The 13,261-nt window shown below is 72.3% G+C and carries 15 protein-coding genes and 1 pseudogene; 9 read left to right on the top strand and 7 right to left on the bottom strand.

Annotated features, from left to right (window positions below; translation table 11 throughout):
• Window positions 1–62: 62 nt before the first annotated feature.
• Both ABJI51_RS18560 and thyX read right to left on the bottom strand, forming a co-directional pair.
• Window positions 63–458 (bottom strand): ACT domain-containing protein, encoded by a 396-nt coding sequence (locus tag ABJI51_RS18560; RefSeq protein ID WP_348952281.1) that lies wholly within the window; start codon window positions 456–458, stop codon window positions 63–65.
• The gene (thyX, locus tag ABJI51_RS18555; RefSeq protein WP_431605637.1) at window positions 458–1,198 is read right to left on the bottom strand and encodes an FAD-dependent thymidylate synthase; all 741 of its coding nucleotides are present in this window, start codon (window positions 1,196–1,198) and stop codon (window positions 458–460) included. Before thyX ends, ABJI51_RS18560 begins: the two co-directional genes overlap by 1 nt.
• Window positions 1,199–1,302: 104 nt before the next feature.
• Here thyX and ABJI51_RS18550 point away from each other — a divergent pair, with 104 nt between their 5' ends.
• The 7 genes from ABJI51_RS18550 (at window position 1,303) to ABJI51_RS18520 (ending at window position 7,559) form a co-directional block, all read left to right on the top strand.
• Window positions 1,303–1,815, top strand: coding sequence for a toxin-antitoxin system HicB family antitoxin (locus ABJI51_RS18550; RefSeq protein WP_348952279.1), 513 nt, complete (start codon window positions 1,303–1,305; stop codon window positions 1,813–1,815).
• An 11-nt stretch (window positions 1,816–1,826) separates the two neighbouring features.
• The gene (locus ABJI51_RS18545) at window positions 1,827–2,738 is read left to right on the top strand and encodes a DUF4097 family beta strand repeat-containing protein (protein ID WP_348952278.1); all 912 of its coding nucleotides are present in this window, start codon (window positions 1,827–1,829) and stop codon (window positions 2,736–2,738) included.
• A gap of 246 nt (window positions 2,739–2,984) precedes the next feature.
• Complete coding sequence (locus tag ABJI51_RS18540) at window positions 2,985–4,508, top strand: amino acid adenylation domain-containing protein (protein ID WP_348952436.1); 1,524 nt, start codon at window positions 2,985–2,987, stop codon at window positions 4,506–4,508.
• A complete protein-coding gene (locus tag ABJI51_RS18535) occupies window positions 4,505–5,761 on the top strand; it encodes a ferredoxin reductase domain-containing protein (protein WP_348952277.1) in 1,257 nt (418 codons plus the stop codon). Before ABJI51_RS18540 ends, ABJI51_RS18535 begins: the two co-directional genes overlap by 4 nt.
• Before the next feature lie 10 nt (window positions 5,762–5,771).
• A complete protein-coding gene (locus tag ABJI51_RS18530) occupies window positions 5,772–6,575 on the top strand; it encodes an enoyl-CoA hydratase/isomerase family protein (protein WP_348952276.1) in 804 nt (267 codons plus the stop codon).
• Window positions 6,565–7,089 (top strand): sigma-70 family RNA polymerase sigma factor, encoded by a 525-nt coding sequence (locus ABJI51_RS18525; RefSeq protein ID WP_348952435.1) that lies wholly within the window; start codon window positions 6,565–6,567, stop codon window positions 7,087–7,089. The genes ABJI51_RS18530 and ABJI51_RS18525 overlap by 11 nt, the downstream gene beginning before the upstream one ends.
• A complete protein-coding gene (locus ABJI51_RS18520) occupies window positions 7,086–7,559 on the top strand; it encodes an anti-sigma factor family protein (RefSeq protein WP_348952275.1) in 474 nt (157 codons plus the stop codon). The genes ABJI51_RS18525 and ABJI51_RS18520 overlap by 4 nt, the downstream gene beginning before the upstream one ends.
• A gap of 68 nt (window positions 7,560–7,627) precedes the next feature.
• On the opposite strand, the gene ABJI51_RS18515 is transcribed toward ABJI51_RS18520, so the two are convergent.
• Window positions 7,628–8,842, bottom strand: coding sequence for a winged helix-turn-helix domain-containing protein (locus tag ABJI51_RS18515; RefSeq protein ID WP_348952274.1), 1,215 nt, complete (start codon window positions 8,840–8,842; stop codon window positions 7,628–7,630).
• Between the two features lie 116 nt (window positions 8,843–8,958).
• Here ABJI51_RS18515 and ABJI51_RS18510 point away from each other — a divergent pair, with 116 nt between their 5' ends.
• On the top strand, window positions 8,959–9,516 hold the full coding sequence (locus tag ABJI51_RS18510) for a GNAT family N-acetyltransferase (protein ID WP_348952273.1): 558 nt from the start codon (window positions 8,959–8,961) through the stop codon (window positions 9,514–9,516).
• Window positions 9,517–9,582: 66 nt separating this feature from the next.
• Here the strand turns inward: ABJI51_RS18510 and ABJI51_RS18505 are convergent.
• Window positions 9,583–9,825 (bottom strand): annotated as a pseudogene (locus ABJI51_RS18505) (GtrA family protein); the annotation flags it as partial.
• A gap of 306 nt (window positions 9,826–10,131) precedes the next feature.
• Between ABJI51_RS18505 and ABJI51_RS18500 the strand changes: the two are divergent.
• Complete coding sequence (locus ABJI51_RS18500; protein WP_348952272.1) at window positions 10,132–10,650, top strand: hypothetical protein; 519 nt, start codon at window positions 10,132–10,134, stop codon at window positions 10,648–10,650.
• Window positions 10,651–10,686: 36 nt separating this feature from the next.
• Here the strand turns inward: ABJI51_RS18500 and ABJI51_RS18495 are convergent, their stop codons facing one another.
• Genes ABJI51_RS18495 through ABJI51_RS18485 form a run of 3 tightly spaced genes read right to left on the bottom strand, consistent with a single transcriptional unit; the run spans window position 10,687 to window position 13,231 of the window.
• Window positions 10,687–11,133 (bottom strand): tetratricopeptide repeat protein, encoded by a 447-nt coding sequence (locus ABJI51_RS18495; protein WP_348952271.1) that lies wholly within the window; start codon window positions 11,131–11,133, stop codon window positions 10,687–10,689.
• Window positions 11,130–11,870, bottom strand: a complete 741-nt coding sequence (gene dapB, locus ABJI51_RS18490; RefSeq protein WP_348952270.1) for a 4-hydroxy-tetrahydrodipicolinate reductase — start codon at window positions 11,868–11,870, stop codon at window positions 11,130–11,132. Before dapB ends, ABJI51_RS18495 begins: the two co-directional genes overlap by 4 nt.
• Window positions 11,867–13,231 (bottom strand): M16 family metallopeptidase, encoded by a 1,365-nt coding sequence (locus ABJI51_RS18485; protein WP_348952269.1) that lies wholly within the window; start codon window positions 13,229–13,231, stop codon window positions 11,867–11,869. The genes dapB and ABJI51_RS18485 overlap by 4 nt, the downstream gene beginning before the upstream one ends.
• Window positions 13,232–13,261: the final 30 nt, after the last annotated feature.

Below are 13,261 nucleotides of genomic sequence, written 5' to 3'. Positions count from 1 at the left end.
TACCCCGGAAAGCCGTGCGGGCCACCTCGGAGTTCACCGAGGCGGCCCGCACGGACGACGCGTCAGGAGTGGACGACCTCGTGGCCGGACTCGCGCAGCGCCTTCACCGCGTGGTCGAGGTCGGTGGCGCGGACCAGGATGTGGTCGGTGTCGAAGGTCGACATCGAGAACAGCGCGACCCCGGCCGCCGCCAGCTCCGAGGCCAGCGCGGCGATGATGCCGGTGAGCGTGAACTCCAGCGGGCCGCGGACCGACAGCAGCCGCCAGCCGTCCTCGGCCGCCGTGCTGCCGGGCGGCTCGTGGCCCGCCGGGCAGATCACCGACAGCTCGCCCGCGGTGCGGGTCACCGAGACGAAGTCCTGCCCTGGCGCCAGAAGCTCCGCGGGCACCGCGGCGTCCGCGGGCAGCCGGACGACGGCGTACTCGCCGGGCCGGACGTCGATCGCAAGTCGTTTCATCAGCCTTCGAACACCTTCGGGCTCGTGGCGATTTCGGTGCCGTCGGGCAGGGTCGAGATGGTGAAGTCCGCGAACACGTTCGCCGCGGCCTTCTGCAGCTGCCGCAGGCATTCCACGGCCAGCTCCCGGATTTCGACGTCGGCGTGCTCGGTCGCGCGCATCGCGACGAAGTGCCGCCACGCCCGGTAGTTCCCGGTGACGACGATGCGCGTCTCGGTCGCGTTGGGCAGCACGGCGCGCGCGGCCTGGCGGGCCTGCTTGCGCCGCAGCGTCGCGCTCGGGACGTCGGCGAACTTCTCCTCCAGGCCGGCGAGCAGCTCGGTGTAGGCCTCGACGCTCGCCCGGGTCGCGGCCAGGAACTTCTCGTGCAGCACCGGGTCCTGGGCGATCACGTCCGGCTCGACGAACTCGGCGTCGCGCTCCGGGACGTACCGCTGCGACAGCTGGGAGTAGGAGAAGTGCCGGTGCCGGATCAGCTCGTGGGTCAGCGACCGCGAGATCCCGGTGATGTAGAAGGTCACCGAGCCGTGCTCCAGCACCGAAAGGTGCCCGACGTCGATGATGTGCTCGAGGTAGCCGGCGTTGGTCGCGGTGGCCGGGTTCGGCTTCTTCCACGACTGGTAGCAGGCGCGGCCGGCGAACTCGGCGAGCGCCTCCCCGCCTTCGGCGTCGGTCGACCACGGCACGTCCCCGGGCGGGAAGAACTCGGTTTTCGCGATCAGCTGCACCCTGGGTGACAAGGCCACGTCCACTCCTTCTCCACGACTCCCGGCAGCCTAACCGCGGAGCCGCGTGACATCACGAAGGCCTTGACTGACACCACTGGTGACGTCATAGTGGTGTCATGGACCTGACGCCGTACATCGCCAACCTTCGCGAAGACCTCGCGAACACGGCTGCCGCCGGGGACGAGCACACCCGGCGGGCGGCCGCGCTGCTGTCTTCCGCGCTCGAACCCGCTGTCCGCCTGACGCTGATGAACGCCCTCGCCGACCTTGCCGCCGAGGTCACGGCCGCCCTGCCGGGCCAGGTGGTGGACGTGCGGCTCGACGGGCGCGACGTCCGCGTGGTCGTCACCGGCACCGCCGAGGAGACGACGTCACGCGCGACACCACGTGACACCACGCCGCCGCCACCGCCGGTGGACGGCGGGGACATCACCCGCATCACCCTGCGCCTGGTCGAGCAGATCAAGGGGCAGGCCGAGCGCGCCGCGGCGGCACAGGGCGTCTCACTGAACACGTTCGTGTCCCAGGCGGTGCAGGGGGCGCTGGGCCACGGCGCACTCGGCGGGTCCAAGCACCACGGCAAGGACGACCGGTCCGGGTCGCGCCTGCACGGCTGGGTCGAAGGCTGAGGGAAGAGACGATGAGCGAAGAACAGACCACCCCGAACGACGACCTCGTGCGGATCGACGACTTCGAGACCGAGGGCCCGCTGGAGCTGGACGTCGGCGTCACGATCGGCCGCGTCGAGGTCGTCCTCGACGGGGAGTCCGGCGCGCACGTCGAGCTGCGGCACGACCAGGGCGAGCAGCAGCCGTGGGTGGCGGGGGTCAACAGCCTGCTGTCCTGGGTCGGCGAGCGCTTCGGCGACCAGCTGGGCGTCGACCCGGCGGCCTCCCCCGCCGAGGCGGTGCGGCAGAGCCGGATCGAGAAGCTGGGCAACCGCCTGGTCGTCCAGGCACCCAAGGCGTGGCAGCTGCGCAACGTCGCACTGGCGGTGAAGGTGCACGCGCCGGCGGGGTCGCACGTCGAGGTGCGGGCCGGCGCGGCGGACGTCACGGTCACCGGCTCCGCGGGCCGGGTCGACCTGCTGACCGGTTCCGGCGAGGTGAAGCTCGACCGCGCCGACGGCTCGGCCACGATCCGCACCGGCAGCGGCGGCATCAAGCTCGGCCCGACGCTCGGCGGGCTGCAGCTGCGCAGCGGCAGCGGTCACGTCGAGGCGTCGTCGATCGCCGGGTCCGCGACGCTGGCCACCGGCACCGGGGACGTCTGGCTGGGCGCGGTCTCGGGCGAGGTGATGGCCCGCACCGGCAGCGGCGACCTCTCGGTGGCCGACGCCGCGTCGGGCACGCTCGACCTGATCACCGGCTCCGGCGAGGTGCGGATCGGCATCCGCAGCGGGACGGCCGCCGAGGTCGACCTGACCTCCAGCAGCGGCAAGGTGTCCAGCGAGCTGGACGTCGCCGACACCGCGCCCGAGGGCGGCGTGCAGCTCAAGGTCCGCGCCCGCACGGGCTCCGGCGACGCCGTGGTGACGCGCGCGGCCGGCTGAGTAAGGGGGAAGAACGGGCCGTTCCCGGCCGGGGTGCCGGGGACGGCCCGTTCGCGCGTGAATACCAGAAAGCCCGCACCGCAGAAATCCGGCGAACGACGGATGAATCCGTCGAATGAATGTTACAGCGGGCAGCTTCCACGAAATCGGCCACTTTTCTTGGTTGCGCGTTGAATGAATCGCCGGGCTGTCTCGTTCCCCTCGGTTGACCGCGTCGGCTTGGCGAAAGGTGACCGAGTGACAGCGATGATCCGATCCGGCCTGCTGCCGGGGATGTCTCCCGCCGACCGCGTGCTGTTCCAGCGGTTCGGCACCGGAAAACCCGCGGCGGTCCCGTTCCGCCGCATTCACGACGCCGTGCTCGCGCAGGCACGCGCCCGTCCGGACGCGCTCGCCGTCGAGCATTCGGGCGAATCCCTCACCTATGCCGAACTCGATCGCCGGTCCGCCGCGCTCGCGTCGGCACTGAGCACGCTCGGCGTGCGGCCCGGGCAGCACGTGGGACTGTTCCTCACCCGGTCGATCCCGATGGTGGTCGGCATTCTGGCGATTCTCCGCGCGGGCGCGGCCTATGTGCCGCAGGACATCAGGATCGCGCCCGCGGCCCAGCTGCGGCACATCGTGGCCACCGCGGGCATCGAGGTCGTCCTGACCACGCGCGAGCACAAGTCCGCGCTGCCCGCCGGCCTCGGCCGGGTCGTCGCCATCGACTCGGCGCACCGCGGCGACGCCCCGCCGGTGTCCGGCGGCGGCACCGCGATGGTGATCTTCACGTCCGGCACGACCGGCCGTCCCAACGGCGTGCAGGTCACCCACGCCAACCTGGCCAACGTCCTGCTCACCGCCCCGGGTTCGCTCGGCGTCCGGCCCGGCGACCGCGTCGCGCAGTTGCTGAACATCGCCTTCGACATGGCGGCCTGGGAGATCCTCGGCACGCTGGCCCACGGCGGCACCCTGCTCATCCGCGGCCGGGACATCGAGGAAACCGCGCGCCGGGCCGACGTCCTGATCGCCACGCCCGGCGTTCTGTCCACAGTGGATCCTGCCGCCTGCGCGCGGGTCCGCACCGTCGCGGTGGCGGGTGAGCGGTGCCCGGCCGGGCTCGCCGACGCCTGGGCGCGGCGGGCGAGGTTCCACAATGCCTGCGGCCCCACCGAAGTGACCATCGTGAACACGGTCCAGCACTACGATCCCGGGCGCGGGCCGCTGACCATCGGCCGCCCGGTGCCGAACACGACGGTGTACGTGCTCGACGACGAGCTCAAGCCGTGCCCGATCGGGCAGGTCGGCGAGATGTGGGCCGGCGGCGCGTGCGTCACGGCGGGCTACGCCGGCAACGCGGACCTCACGGCCGAACGCTACCGCCCGGACCCGTTCCTCGGCGGCGCGCACCGGATGTTCCGCACCCGCGACCTCGTGCGGTGGACGCCGGACGGCCAGCTGGAGCACCACGGGCGGACCGACGACCAGGTCAAGATCCGCGGCTTCCGCGTCGAGCTGGACGCGGTCACCGCGACGCTGGAGCGGGCGCCGGGCTGCGCGCGGGCGGCCACGCTGGTGTCCGAAGGGCGGCTCGTCGGCTTCGTGAGTCCCGCCACCGCCGATCCCGGCGTCGTCCGGCGCGCGGTGGAAGCCGAGCTGCCGTACTACTGCGTGCCCACGATGATCGTCCCGGTCGACCACCTGCCGCTCACCGAGCGGGGCAAGGTCGACCGCCGGGCCCTGCTGTCCTGTTTGGACAGCCGCGAGCCCGCGGGAACCGTCGCATGACCGCGACGCTCACGCCCGCGCCGGGTTCCCTGCGCGCCCGGCTGAAACGGCGGCCGTGGACTCACCACAACCGGCTGGCCGCGGCGGTGGTCCTGCTCAACGCCGTCGTCGCGGTCATGGCCGGGCCCGACCTCGACGTCCTCACCGGACTGGTGCTGGGCAACCTGACGCTGGCCGTGCTGATCCGCCAGCAGCTGGTGATCAACCTGCTGTTCCGGCTGGCCACCGCCGCGTCACTGCGCCGGTCGCTGCGGTGGCGCTGGACGCTGGGCAAGGTCTACCACTTCGGCGGCCTGCACGTCGGCGGCGCGGTGTGCGCCACCGCCTGGTTCCTCGTGCTCACCGGGACGCTGACCGTGCGCGGTGCGCCCGCGCCGCTGATCCTGGTCTCGTGGGTGATCGCGGGTGTCCTCGCCGTCATGGTCGCGGCGGCGCTGCCGCGGGTGCGGGCGCGGCGGCACGACCTGTTCGAGCGATCGCACCGGTTCGGCGGCTGGACGCTGCTGGTGCTGTTCGCCTTGCACGCGGTGTTGCTCGCCGACGCCGCGGGAAAGCGCTTCATCGGCTCGGCGGCGTTCTGGGTGCTGCTGGTCGTCGTCACGAGCGTGGCGCTGCCGTGGCTGCGGCTGCGGCGGGTGCCGGTGCGGATCTCCAGCCCGTCGCCGCACGTGGCGCTGCTGTCGTTCGACTACGGCGTCACGCCGTTCGCCGGTTCGTCGACGGCGCTGAGCCGCAACCCGTTGCTGGAGTGGCATTCCTTCGCCAACGTGCCCGCGCCGGGGCGCACCGGATTCCGGCTGACCGTGTCGCGTGCGGGCGACTGGACCGGGGCGCTGATCGACGACCGGCCGTCGCACCTGTGGGTCAAGGGCATCCCCACCGCCGGGGTCGGCAACATCGACAAGCTGTTCCGCCGGGTGGTCTGGGTGGCCACCGGCAGCGGGATCGGGCCCTGCCTGCCGCACCTGCTCTCCGGCGAGACCCCCGCGCGGCTGGTGTGGTCGACCCGGCATCCCCGGCGCACGTACGGCGACGCGCTCGTCGACGAGATCCTCGCCGTCCAGCCCGGCGCCGTCGTGTGGGACACCGACAGTGCCGGCAAGCCCGACCTGGTCGAACTGGCGCTGGAGGCGCACCGGGACTTCGCCGCCGAGGCCGTCATCTGCATTTCCAACAAGAAGACAACGTGGCACGTCGTCGAGGAACTGGAAGCCCGCGGGATTCCGGCCTTCGGCGCCATCTGGGACTCGTGAGGGAGACAGCATGGACCAGCAGACCGTCGTAGTCGAAGTGCAGGCGCCCGTCGCGACCGTGACCGTGAACCGGCCTCGGGCGCGTAACGCGCTGTCGTCGGAAGTGCTGACCGGGCTGCTCGACGCCCTGGCGGAACTGCGCGGCAACCCCGCCATCGCGGGCGTGATCCTGACGGGCGCGCCGGGGCCGGCGTTCGTGGCCGGCGCCGACATCCGCGAGATGGCCGCGATGGACCCCGAGCGCGGCGCGCGGTTCGGCGCGCTCGGCCAGGAAGTCACGCGCGAGCTGGAACGGCTGCCGGTGCCGGTGATCGCCTGCGTCGACGGCTACGCGCTCGGCGGCGGCTGCGAAATCGCGCTGGCGTGCGACTTCGTCTACGCCACGCCCAAGGCGGTCTTCGGGCAGCCGGAGGTGCTGCTCGGGCTGATCCCCGGCTTCGGCGGCTGCGTCCGGCTGCGCCGTCAGGTCGGGCCGGGCCGCGCCCGCGAGCTGATCTTCACCGGACGGCACGTCGACGCCGCGGAGGCGCACCGGATCGGCCTGGTCAACGAGCTGTTCGACAGCCGCGAAGCGATGCTCGGCGGCGCCCGCGCGACGATCACGGCGGTGTCCCGCAATTCCCGCGACGCGGTGGCGCTGGCCAAGAACGCGCTGAACGCCGGCCGCGGCCACAGCGTCGACACCGGCCTGGAGCTGGAGCTTTCGGCGTTCCGGCTGGCGTTCACGACCCCGGACATGCGCGAGGGCACGACGGCCTTCCTCGGCAAACGCGAACCCGCGTTCCGCAGCCGGACCGCGGTGCCTGCCGAGTAGGTGCGCCATCAACGAGACGCACACCGCGCTGCTGCAGGCAGTGCACGACCAGCACGCCCCGGCCCTCTGGCGGTACGTCCGGCGCCTGACCGGGGACGACCAGCTCGCCCAGGACGTCGTCCAGGAATCGTTGCTGCGGCTGTGGAACAGCCCGTCGGTCCTGGACCAGGGCGAGCCGGCGTCCCGCGCGTGGCTGTTCACGGTCGCGCGCAACGTGGTGATCGACGAACGCCGCAGCGCGCGCTCGCGCCGGGAGGTGCCGTCCTGCGTGCCGGAGGTGACCCGGTCCGACCCGATCGATTCGGCACTGGACGCGTGGGTGATCACCGACGTCCTGACGCAGCTGACGGAGGACCACCGCACGGTGATCGTCCGCGCGTACTACATGGGGCAGTCGGTGGCGGAGCTGGCCGAGGAGCTGGAGGTACCGGAGGGCACGGTGCGCTCCCGGCTGTTCTACGGCCTGCGCGCCCTGCGGCTGGCATTGCAGGAGAGGGGGTTGACCAGGCGTTGACGGATCCGTACGGCGAGTGGGACGCGGCCTACGTGCTCGGCGCGCTGTCCCCGGCGGACCGCCGCGAGTACGAGCACCACCTGACGGACTGCCCCCAGTGCGCGGCGGCGGTGGCGTCGTTCGCGGGCCTGCCGGGAATTTTGTCGGCAGTGCCCCGCGAGACGTCGGTGGAACTGCTGGGCCCGGCAACCTTGGCCACCCCGGCGACACTGCTGCCGGGCCTGGTCCGCGCGGCCCGGGCCCACCGCCGCCGGGCCCGGACCAGGGTGGCGGCGGCGTTGGCCCTGACGGCCCTGGCCGGCGCGGTGGCCGGGTGGCGGCTGTTCCCGCAGCCGTGTGCACCGGCGGCGCGGGTCGACCGGACCACGCATGCGCCGGCATCCGGTACGGGTTCCCGTCCCGGCGCTCCGGAGGCGGGCGGCGGAGTGCCTTCCCCGGCTGGTTCCGCCCGGCCGGTGGCCCGCTTCTGAAGGTGCGTCGAAGCCCGGGGTCTGCCGCGGCTTGTCGTGGACCGGTGGGGTGGGTTGAAAAGCGCCTCTCAGCGCACCAGCTTGGCCAGCGGGCGGGCCAGGTCGCCGCGGCTGCCCACCGCCACACCCGACAAGCCGAGCCACTCCGCCATGTGCCGCAGCTCGCCCGCCAGCTCCGGGAGGACCCGCGCCACGTCCACGCCCTCCTCCGCGAACGCGCCCTGGACCCGCAGCACTGCCGCGGCCCGGTCGGCCTTCAGGTCCACGCGCGCCACCAGCTCGCCGTCCAGCAGGAACGGGAACACGTAGTACCCGTACACCCGCTTCGGCTCCGGGACGTAGATCTCGATCCGGTAGTGGAACCCGAACAGCCGCTCGGTGCGGGCGCGCTCCCAGATCAGCGGGTCGAACGGGCACAGCAGCGCCCGGCCCGTCACCGACCGTGGGGTGCGGGCGCCGGCGTGGCGGTACGCCTTCGCCTTCCAGCCGTGGACCGCCACCGGCTCCAGTACTCCCTCCTCGACCAGCTCCGCGACCGCCTGGCGGGCCGGGGCCGGGCCGAGGCGGTAGTAGTCGCGCAGGTCCGTCTCCGTCGCGACACCCAGTGCCCGCGCCGACCGCTCGATCAGGCCGCGGGCGCCCTCCTCCGCCGAGACCGTCCGGGACAGGATCTCCGGCGGGACCACCCGCTCGGTCAGGTCGTAGAGGCGCTCGAACGACTTCCGCGTGCCCGTCGTCAGCTGGCCGATGCCGAACAGGTACTCGCAGACGCGCTTGACCTCCGAACGCTCCCACCACCAGCCCGGGCCGCGCCGCTGCGCGTCCGCCTCCACCGCACGCTCGATGCCGCCCGCGCCGATCGGGCCGAACTCCTTGACCACCGCCAGGATCTCCTCGACCAGCCCCGGCGACTTCTCCACCAGCGTGCGGTAGTGGCGCCACCAGCCGTCCCGTTTCGCGCCCGAGCGGATCAGCGGCCAGTCCTCGACCGGGAGCAGGCTCGCCTCGTGCGCCCACGTCTCCACCAGCAGCCGCGGCTGCCGCGCCGAATGCGCCCACGCCGCCGTGTCGAGCAGCTCGGGCTCGTACGCGCCCAGCCGCGAGAACACCGGCATGTAGTGCGCCCGGACCGCGACGTTCACCGAGTCCAGCTGCAGCAGCTGGACCCGCGAAAGCACGCGTTTCAGATGCCGCCGTGACGGCACGGCGGCCGGACGTGGGTCGGTGAAGCCCTGTGCGGCCAGGAACGTCTTCCGGGCCGTCGCGACGCTGATCGTTTGCATGGTGAGGTCATGGTGCCACCCACCCCCGACAATTTCCGGTGTCCCGCTATCTCCGTCCATGCCCCCACCACCGCCCTCAACGGAGGAGCTGCGCTCCGCTGTACTAATTTCTTGTCATGAGCGACGCCGCCGTCCGCCCCGCCGACCTGTCCGACGCCGCGGAGATCGCCCGCATCCAGCGGGACACCTGGCACGCCGCCTACGAGGACCTGCTCGGCAAGCAGGCGCTGGCCGAGCTGGACGCCACCGACCTCGTCGGCACCTGGACCGAGACCATCGACTACCCCGGCAGCTTCGTCTACGTCGCCACCGAGGGCGAGTTCACGGTCGGGTTCTGCGTCGCCGGCCGCGCGCCCGAAGGCGAGGTCGCCGCCGCCGACGGCAGCCTGCCCGAGGACGCGGCCACCACCGGCCTGATCGCCACCCTGCTCGTCGAGCCGCGGTGGGGCCGCCGCGGGCACGCCGGGCGGCTACTCGCCACGGCCGCCGCCGGGCTGCGGGCCGACGGGGCCTCCCGCGGGATCGCCTGGGTCGCCCAGGGCGACCACGCCTCCCTCGGCTTCTACCGCCGGGCCGGCTGGAACCCCGACGGCACGGTCCGCACCCTCGACACCGGCGAGCGCATGGTCCGCGAGGTCCGGCTCACCGGCACCCTGGACCTCGCGCTCGCCTGAGCCGCGGAAGATCACCCACCGCATCACGGCGTACATGAAGACGCCCTCGCCGGCGCCCGCGAGCAGCCGCGAGAGGTGGTATTCGACGCCCAGCGCCGTCAGGCCCGCGCCCACACCCAGCAAAAACACGGCGTAATTGACAGCAATCGCCACGTTGTAAAGGACGAGCTGCATTCCGACGGCGGCGTGGGAATGGAAGTTGAACGTCCGGTTCAGCACGAAGCTCAGCCCGAACGCACAGCCGTACGCCAGCGTGATCGCCAGCCACACCGGCCAGTGCAGCCACCCGTGGAAGACCGTCAGCAGCACGAGGTCGACGCCGAACGTGAAGCCGTTGATCAGGCAGAAACCCAGGAAGGTCGGCGCCACGATCCGCGACAGCCCCAGCGGAAGCACGCGCACGACGGCCCGGCAGAGGGCGCCGAACCGGTCGGCAGGCGAACGGAGCTGCTCGGCGGCCACCCCGCCAGCGTCCCAGCGGAAGGTGACCGCGAGACGGCCCGCAGGTGATCTTCTGGTGCCGTCCACCGGCCGAAGAGTAGGGCGAACCCCCGTGCGCGGAGATTTCGGGCTGATAACTTGGAAGAACGCGAGCGATTTTCGGGAGGTGACACGATGAGCTGGATCCTGCTGACGCTGGGCGTGGCATTCGGTTCGGCCATCGTGCCGCTGATCAGCGCGGAAGTGTTCCTGCTCGGCCTGTGCGCGAGCCAGCCCGGCCTGCACTGGCTGTGGCTCGGCGCGGCGGTGGCGGTCGGGCAGATCGCCGGCAAGACGCTGTACTACCTGGCCGCCCGCGGCACGATCAAGCTCCCCCGGTTCCTGCACGACCGCCTCCACCGCGAACGGCCGCCGACGCCGAGGCGGGTGCGCTGGCAGCTGCGGACCAAGCGGATCCGGGCGTGGCTCGACCGCCTCCGCGAGCGCTGCCACCGGCACCCGCACTGGATGGCCGGGACATACGGGGTGAGTTCCCTGCTCGGGCTGCCCCCGTTCATGGCGACAAGCGTCCTGGCAGGCCTGGTCCGGATGCGGCTGTCGACGTTCCTGACCGCCGGGCTCGCCGGGCGGTGGATCCGGTTCAGCCTGATTGCCGCGTCACCCGCGGTTTTCGCGGGGTGGCTGCACCACTGAGCCGAGCGGGTCTTCGCTCCGGAACTACCCGGCACCTCAGCGATCGGCGGCTTCCAGCTCGATGGCCTTCTTCATCGTCTCGCGCGCCCGGCGGCGGTCACCCGCGATGTCGTACGCGTACGCCAGCTTGTACCAGGCACGCCAGTTGCCCTGGTCGGCCTCGACCTCCGCGCGGCGCTGCTCGAACCACGCGTCGGCCGCCGCCCGGTCCACCCGGCCCGACGGGCGGCGCGGCAGGTCGGAGACGTCCGGGAGCGCGCCCTCGGCGTCCAGGCGGCGGGACAGGCGCTGGATCTGCAAGCCGTTGCGCCAGGTCACCACCACGACCCAGATGCCGAGGACCGGCAGCAGCAGTACGCCCGCCCCCAGCGCGATGCCGGTGCCCGTGCCCGACTCGAACAGCACGAACGCCCGGTCGGTCAGCAGGACCAGGTAGACCACCAGCGCCACCGTCAGCAGCAGCGCCACTTCGCGTGCCTTCACAGGTCGAGGACGTTTTCCAGGCCGACCGTCAGGCCCGGGCGCCGCAGGACTTCGCGCACGCCGAGCAGCACTCCCGGCATGAACGACGTCCGGTCGAGCGAGTCGTGGCGGATGGTCAGCGTCTCGCCCTCGCCGCCGAACAGGATCTCCTCGTGCGCGACCAGGCCCGGCAGCCGGATGGAGTGGACGCGGACGTCCTCGACCAGGGCGCCGCGGGCGCCGTCCAGCTCCGCCGTCGTCGCGTCCGGGCCGGGCGTCACGCCCGCCTCGGCACGCGCCGCGGCGATCATCTGCGCGGTGTGCGCCGCCGTGCCCGACGGTGCGTCGGCCTTGCGGTTGTGGTGCAGCTCGATGATCTCCGCCGAGGCGTAGAACTTCGCCGCCTGGGCCGCGAACCGCATCGCGAGAACCGCGCCGAGGGCGAAGTTCGGCGCGATCAGCACGCCCAAGGCGGGCTTCGGCTCCAGCAGCGCGCGCAGCTCGGCCAGCCGGGACTCGCTGAAGCCGGTCGTGCCGACCACCGCGTGGATGTCGTGCTCCACCAGGTACTTCAGGTTGTCCATGACGGCGTCGGGGTGGGTGAAGTCCACGACCACCTCGGCGTCGGCCAGCGCCGCGAAGTCGTCGCCCGCGTCCAGCGCCGCGACGAGCTTCATGTCGCCGGCACCTTCGACGGCTTTCACCACCGTCGCGCCCATGCGGCCGCGTGCGCCGAGCACACCGACGTTGATGGTCATGAAGCGATCACCTCGTGCAGGTCGTCCGGAAGGTCGTCGGCGTGAGCGTACGGCCCCACGACCGCCGCCGCCGAGACGCCACCGGGCCGGGCGAACAAAGTGCGAGCGAGCGCACACACCTCCTCGGTGGTCACCGCGTCGATGCGCGCCACCGTGTCGTCGACGCCCAGGTAGCGGCCGTAGTTCAGCTCGGTCTTGCCGATTCGCGACATCCGCGACGATGTGTCCTCCAGGCCCAGCACCAGGCCACCGCGCAGCTGGCCCTTCGCGCGGGCCACCTCGGCGTCGGTCAGGCCGTCGACGCCGACCTTGTCGAGCACCTCGCGGATGACCCCGGCGACGTCGCCGAGCTTCTCCGGCTGGCAGCCCGCGTACACGGCCATGTGGCCGGTGTCGGCGTAGCTCGCCACCGACGAGTACACCTGGTAGGCCAGCCCGCGCTGCTCGCGGATCTCCTGGAACAGCCGCGACGACATCCCGCCGCCCAGCGCCGCGTTGAGCACCGACAGCGCGAAACGCCGGTCGTCGTGCCGCGACAGCGACCGCAGGCCGAGCATGACGTGCGCCTGCTCGGTGTCGTCGGTGTGCAGCGCCAGCTTCGGGACCGTCTTGATCCGGGCGCGGCCTTCGCGCGGCGCGACCGGCGTCGCCGTGCCGGTCAGGCGCTCGCCGAGCGCCTTGCGGACCAGCCGCAGCACCTGGCCGTGCTCGATGTTCCCGGCCACCGCCAGCACCATCCGCGGCAGCGTGTAGCGGCGCTTGTAGAAGTTGCGCAGCGCCGACGGCGACATCTCCACGATCGACTTCTCGGTGCCGAGCACCGGGCGGCCGAGCGGGTGGTCGCCGAGGATCGCGGTCACGAACGTCTCGTGCAGCAGGTCCTCGGGGTCGTCGTCGCGCATCGCGATCTCTTCGAGGACGACGCTGCGTTCCATCTCCATGTCGCGGTCGGTGCACAGCGCGTCGAACACGACGTCGGTGACCAGGTCCATGGCCAGCGGCAGGTCGGCGTCGAGCACCTGCGCGTAGTAGCAGGTGTGCTCCTTGGCCGTGAAGGCGTTGAACTCGCCGCCGACCGCGTCGATCTCCTCGGCGATCTGCTTGGCGTCGCGGTGCTTCGTGCCCTTGAACAGCAGGTGCTCGAGGTAGTGCGCGGCGCCGGCGACCGCGACCGGCTCGTCGCGGGAGCCGATGCCCACCCACAGCCCGACCGTGGCCGACCGGGACGCCGGGACGTGCTCGGTGATCACGCGCAGGCCGCCCGGCAGGACGCTGCGCTTGACGACCGCACCGTCCGAAGTGGACTCCAGCGTGCGGGTGCTGCCGACGGGCTGCTCGTGCCCGGAAACCTGCCGTGCCATGGGTTCCTTACTCAGCTTGCCGTGAAGGCC

It is taken from the genome of Amycolatopsis melonis, from assembly GCF_040064235.1.
GTDB classification, from domain to species: domain Bacteria; phylum Actinomycetota; class Actinomycetes; order Mycobacteriales; family Pseudonocardiaceae; genus Amycolatopsis; species Amycolatopsis melonis.
The sequence above is the reverse complement of the archived record's forward strand: the minus strand, read 5'-3'. Positions and strand labels throughout refer to the sequence as shown.

Bases quoted from the DNA above. Each gene is read 5' to 3' on its own strand.
- ABJI51_RS18515 (WP_348952274.1), bottom strand. From the start codon at position 8,842: ATGCAAACGATCAGCGTCGCGACGGCCCGGAAGACGTTCCTGGCCGCA.
- ABJI51_RS18535 (WP_348952277.1), top strand. From the start codon at position 4,505: ATGACCGCGACGCTCACGCCCGCGCCGGGTTCCCTGCGCGCCCGGCTG.
- ABJI51_RS18485 (WP_348952269.1), bottom strand. From the start codon at position 13,231: ATGGCACGGCAGGTTTCCGGGCACGAGCAGCCCGTCGGCAGCACCCGC.
- dapB (WP_348952270.1), bottom strand. From the start codon at position 11,870: ATGACCATCAACGTCGGTGTGCTCGGCGCACGCGGCCGCATGGGCGCG.
- ABJI51_RS18500 (WP_348952272.1), top strand. From the start codon at position 10,132: ATGAGCTGGATCCTGCTGACGCTGGGCGTGGCATTCGGTTCGGCCATC.
- ABJI51_RS18550 (WP_348952279.1), top strand. From the start codon at position 1,303: ATGGACCTGACGCCGTACATCGCCAACCTTCGCGAAGACCTCGCGAAC.
- ABJI51_RS18510 (WP_348952273.1), top strand. From the start codon at position 8,959: ATGAGCGACGCCGCCGTCCGCCCCGCCGACCTGTCCGACGCCGCGGAG.
- ABJI51_RS18530 (WP_348952276.1), top strand. From the start codon at position 5,772: ATGGACCAGCAGACCGTCGTAGTCGAAGTGCAGGCGCCCGTCGCGACC.
- ABJI51_RS18560 (WP_348952281.1), bottom strand. From the start codon at position 458: ATGAAACGACTTGCGATCGACGTCCGGCCCGGCGAGTACGCCGTCGTC.
- ABJI51_RS18545 (WP_348952278.1), top strand. From the start codon at position 1,827: ATGAGCGAAGAACAGACCACCCCGAACGACGACCTCGTGCGGATCGAC.
- ABJI51_RS18540 (WP_348952436.1), top strand. From the start codon at position 2,985: ATGATCCGATCCGGCCTGCTGCCGGGGATGTCTCCCGCCGACCGCGTG.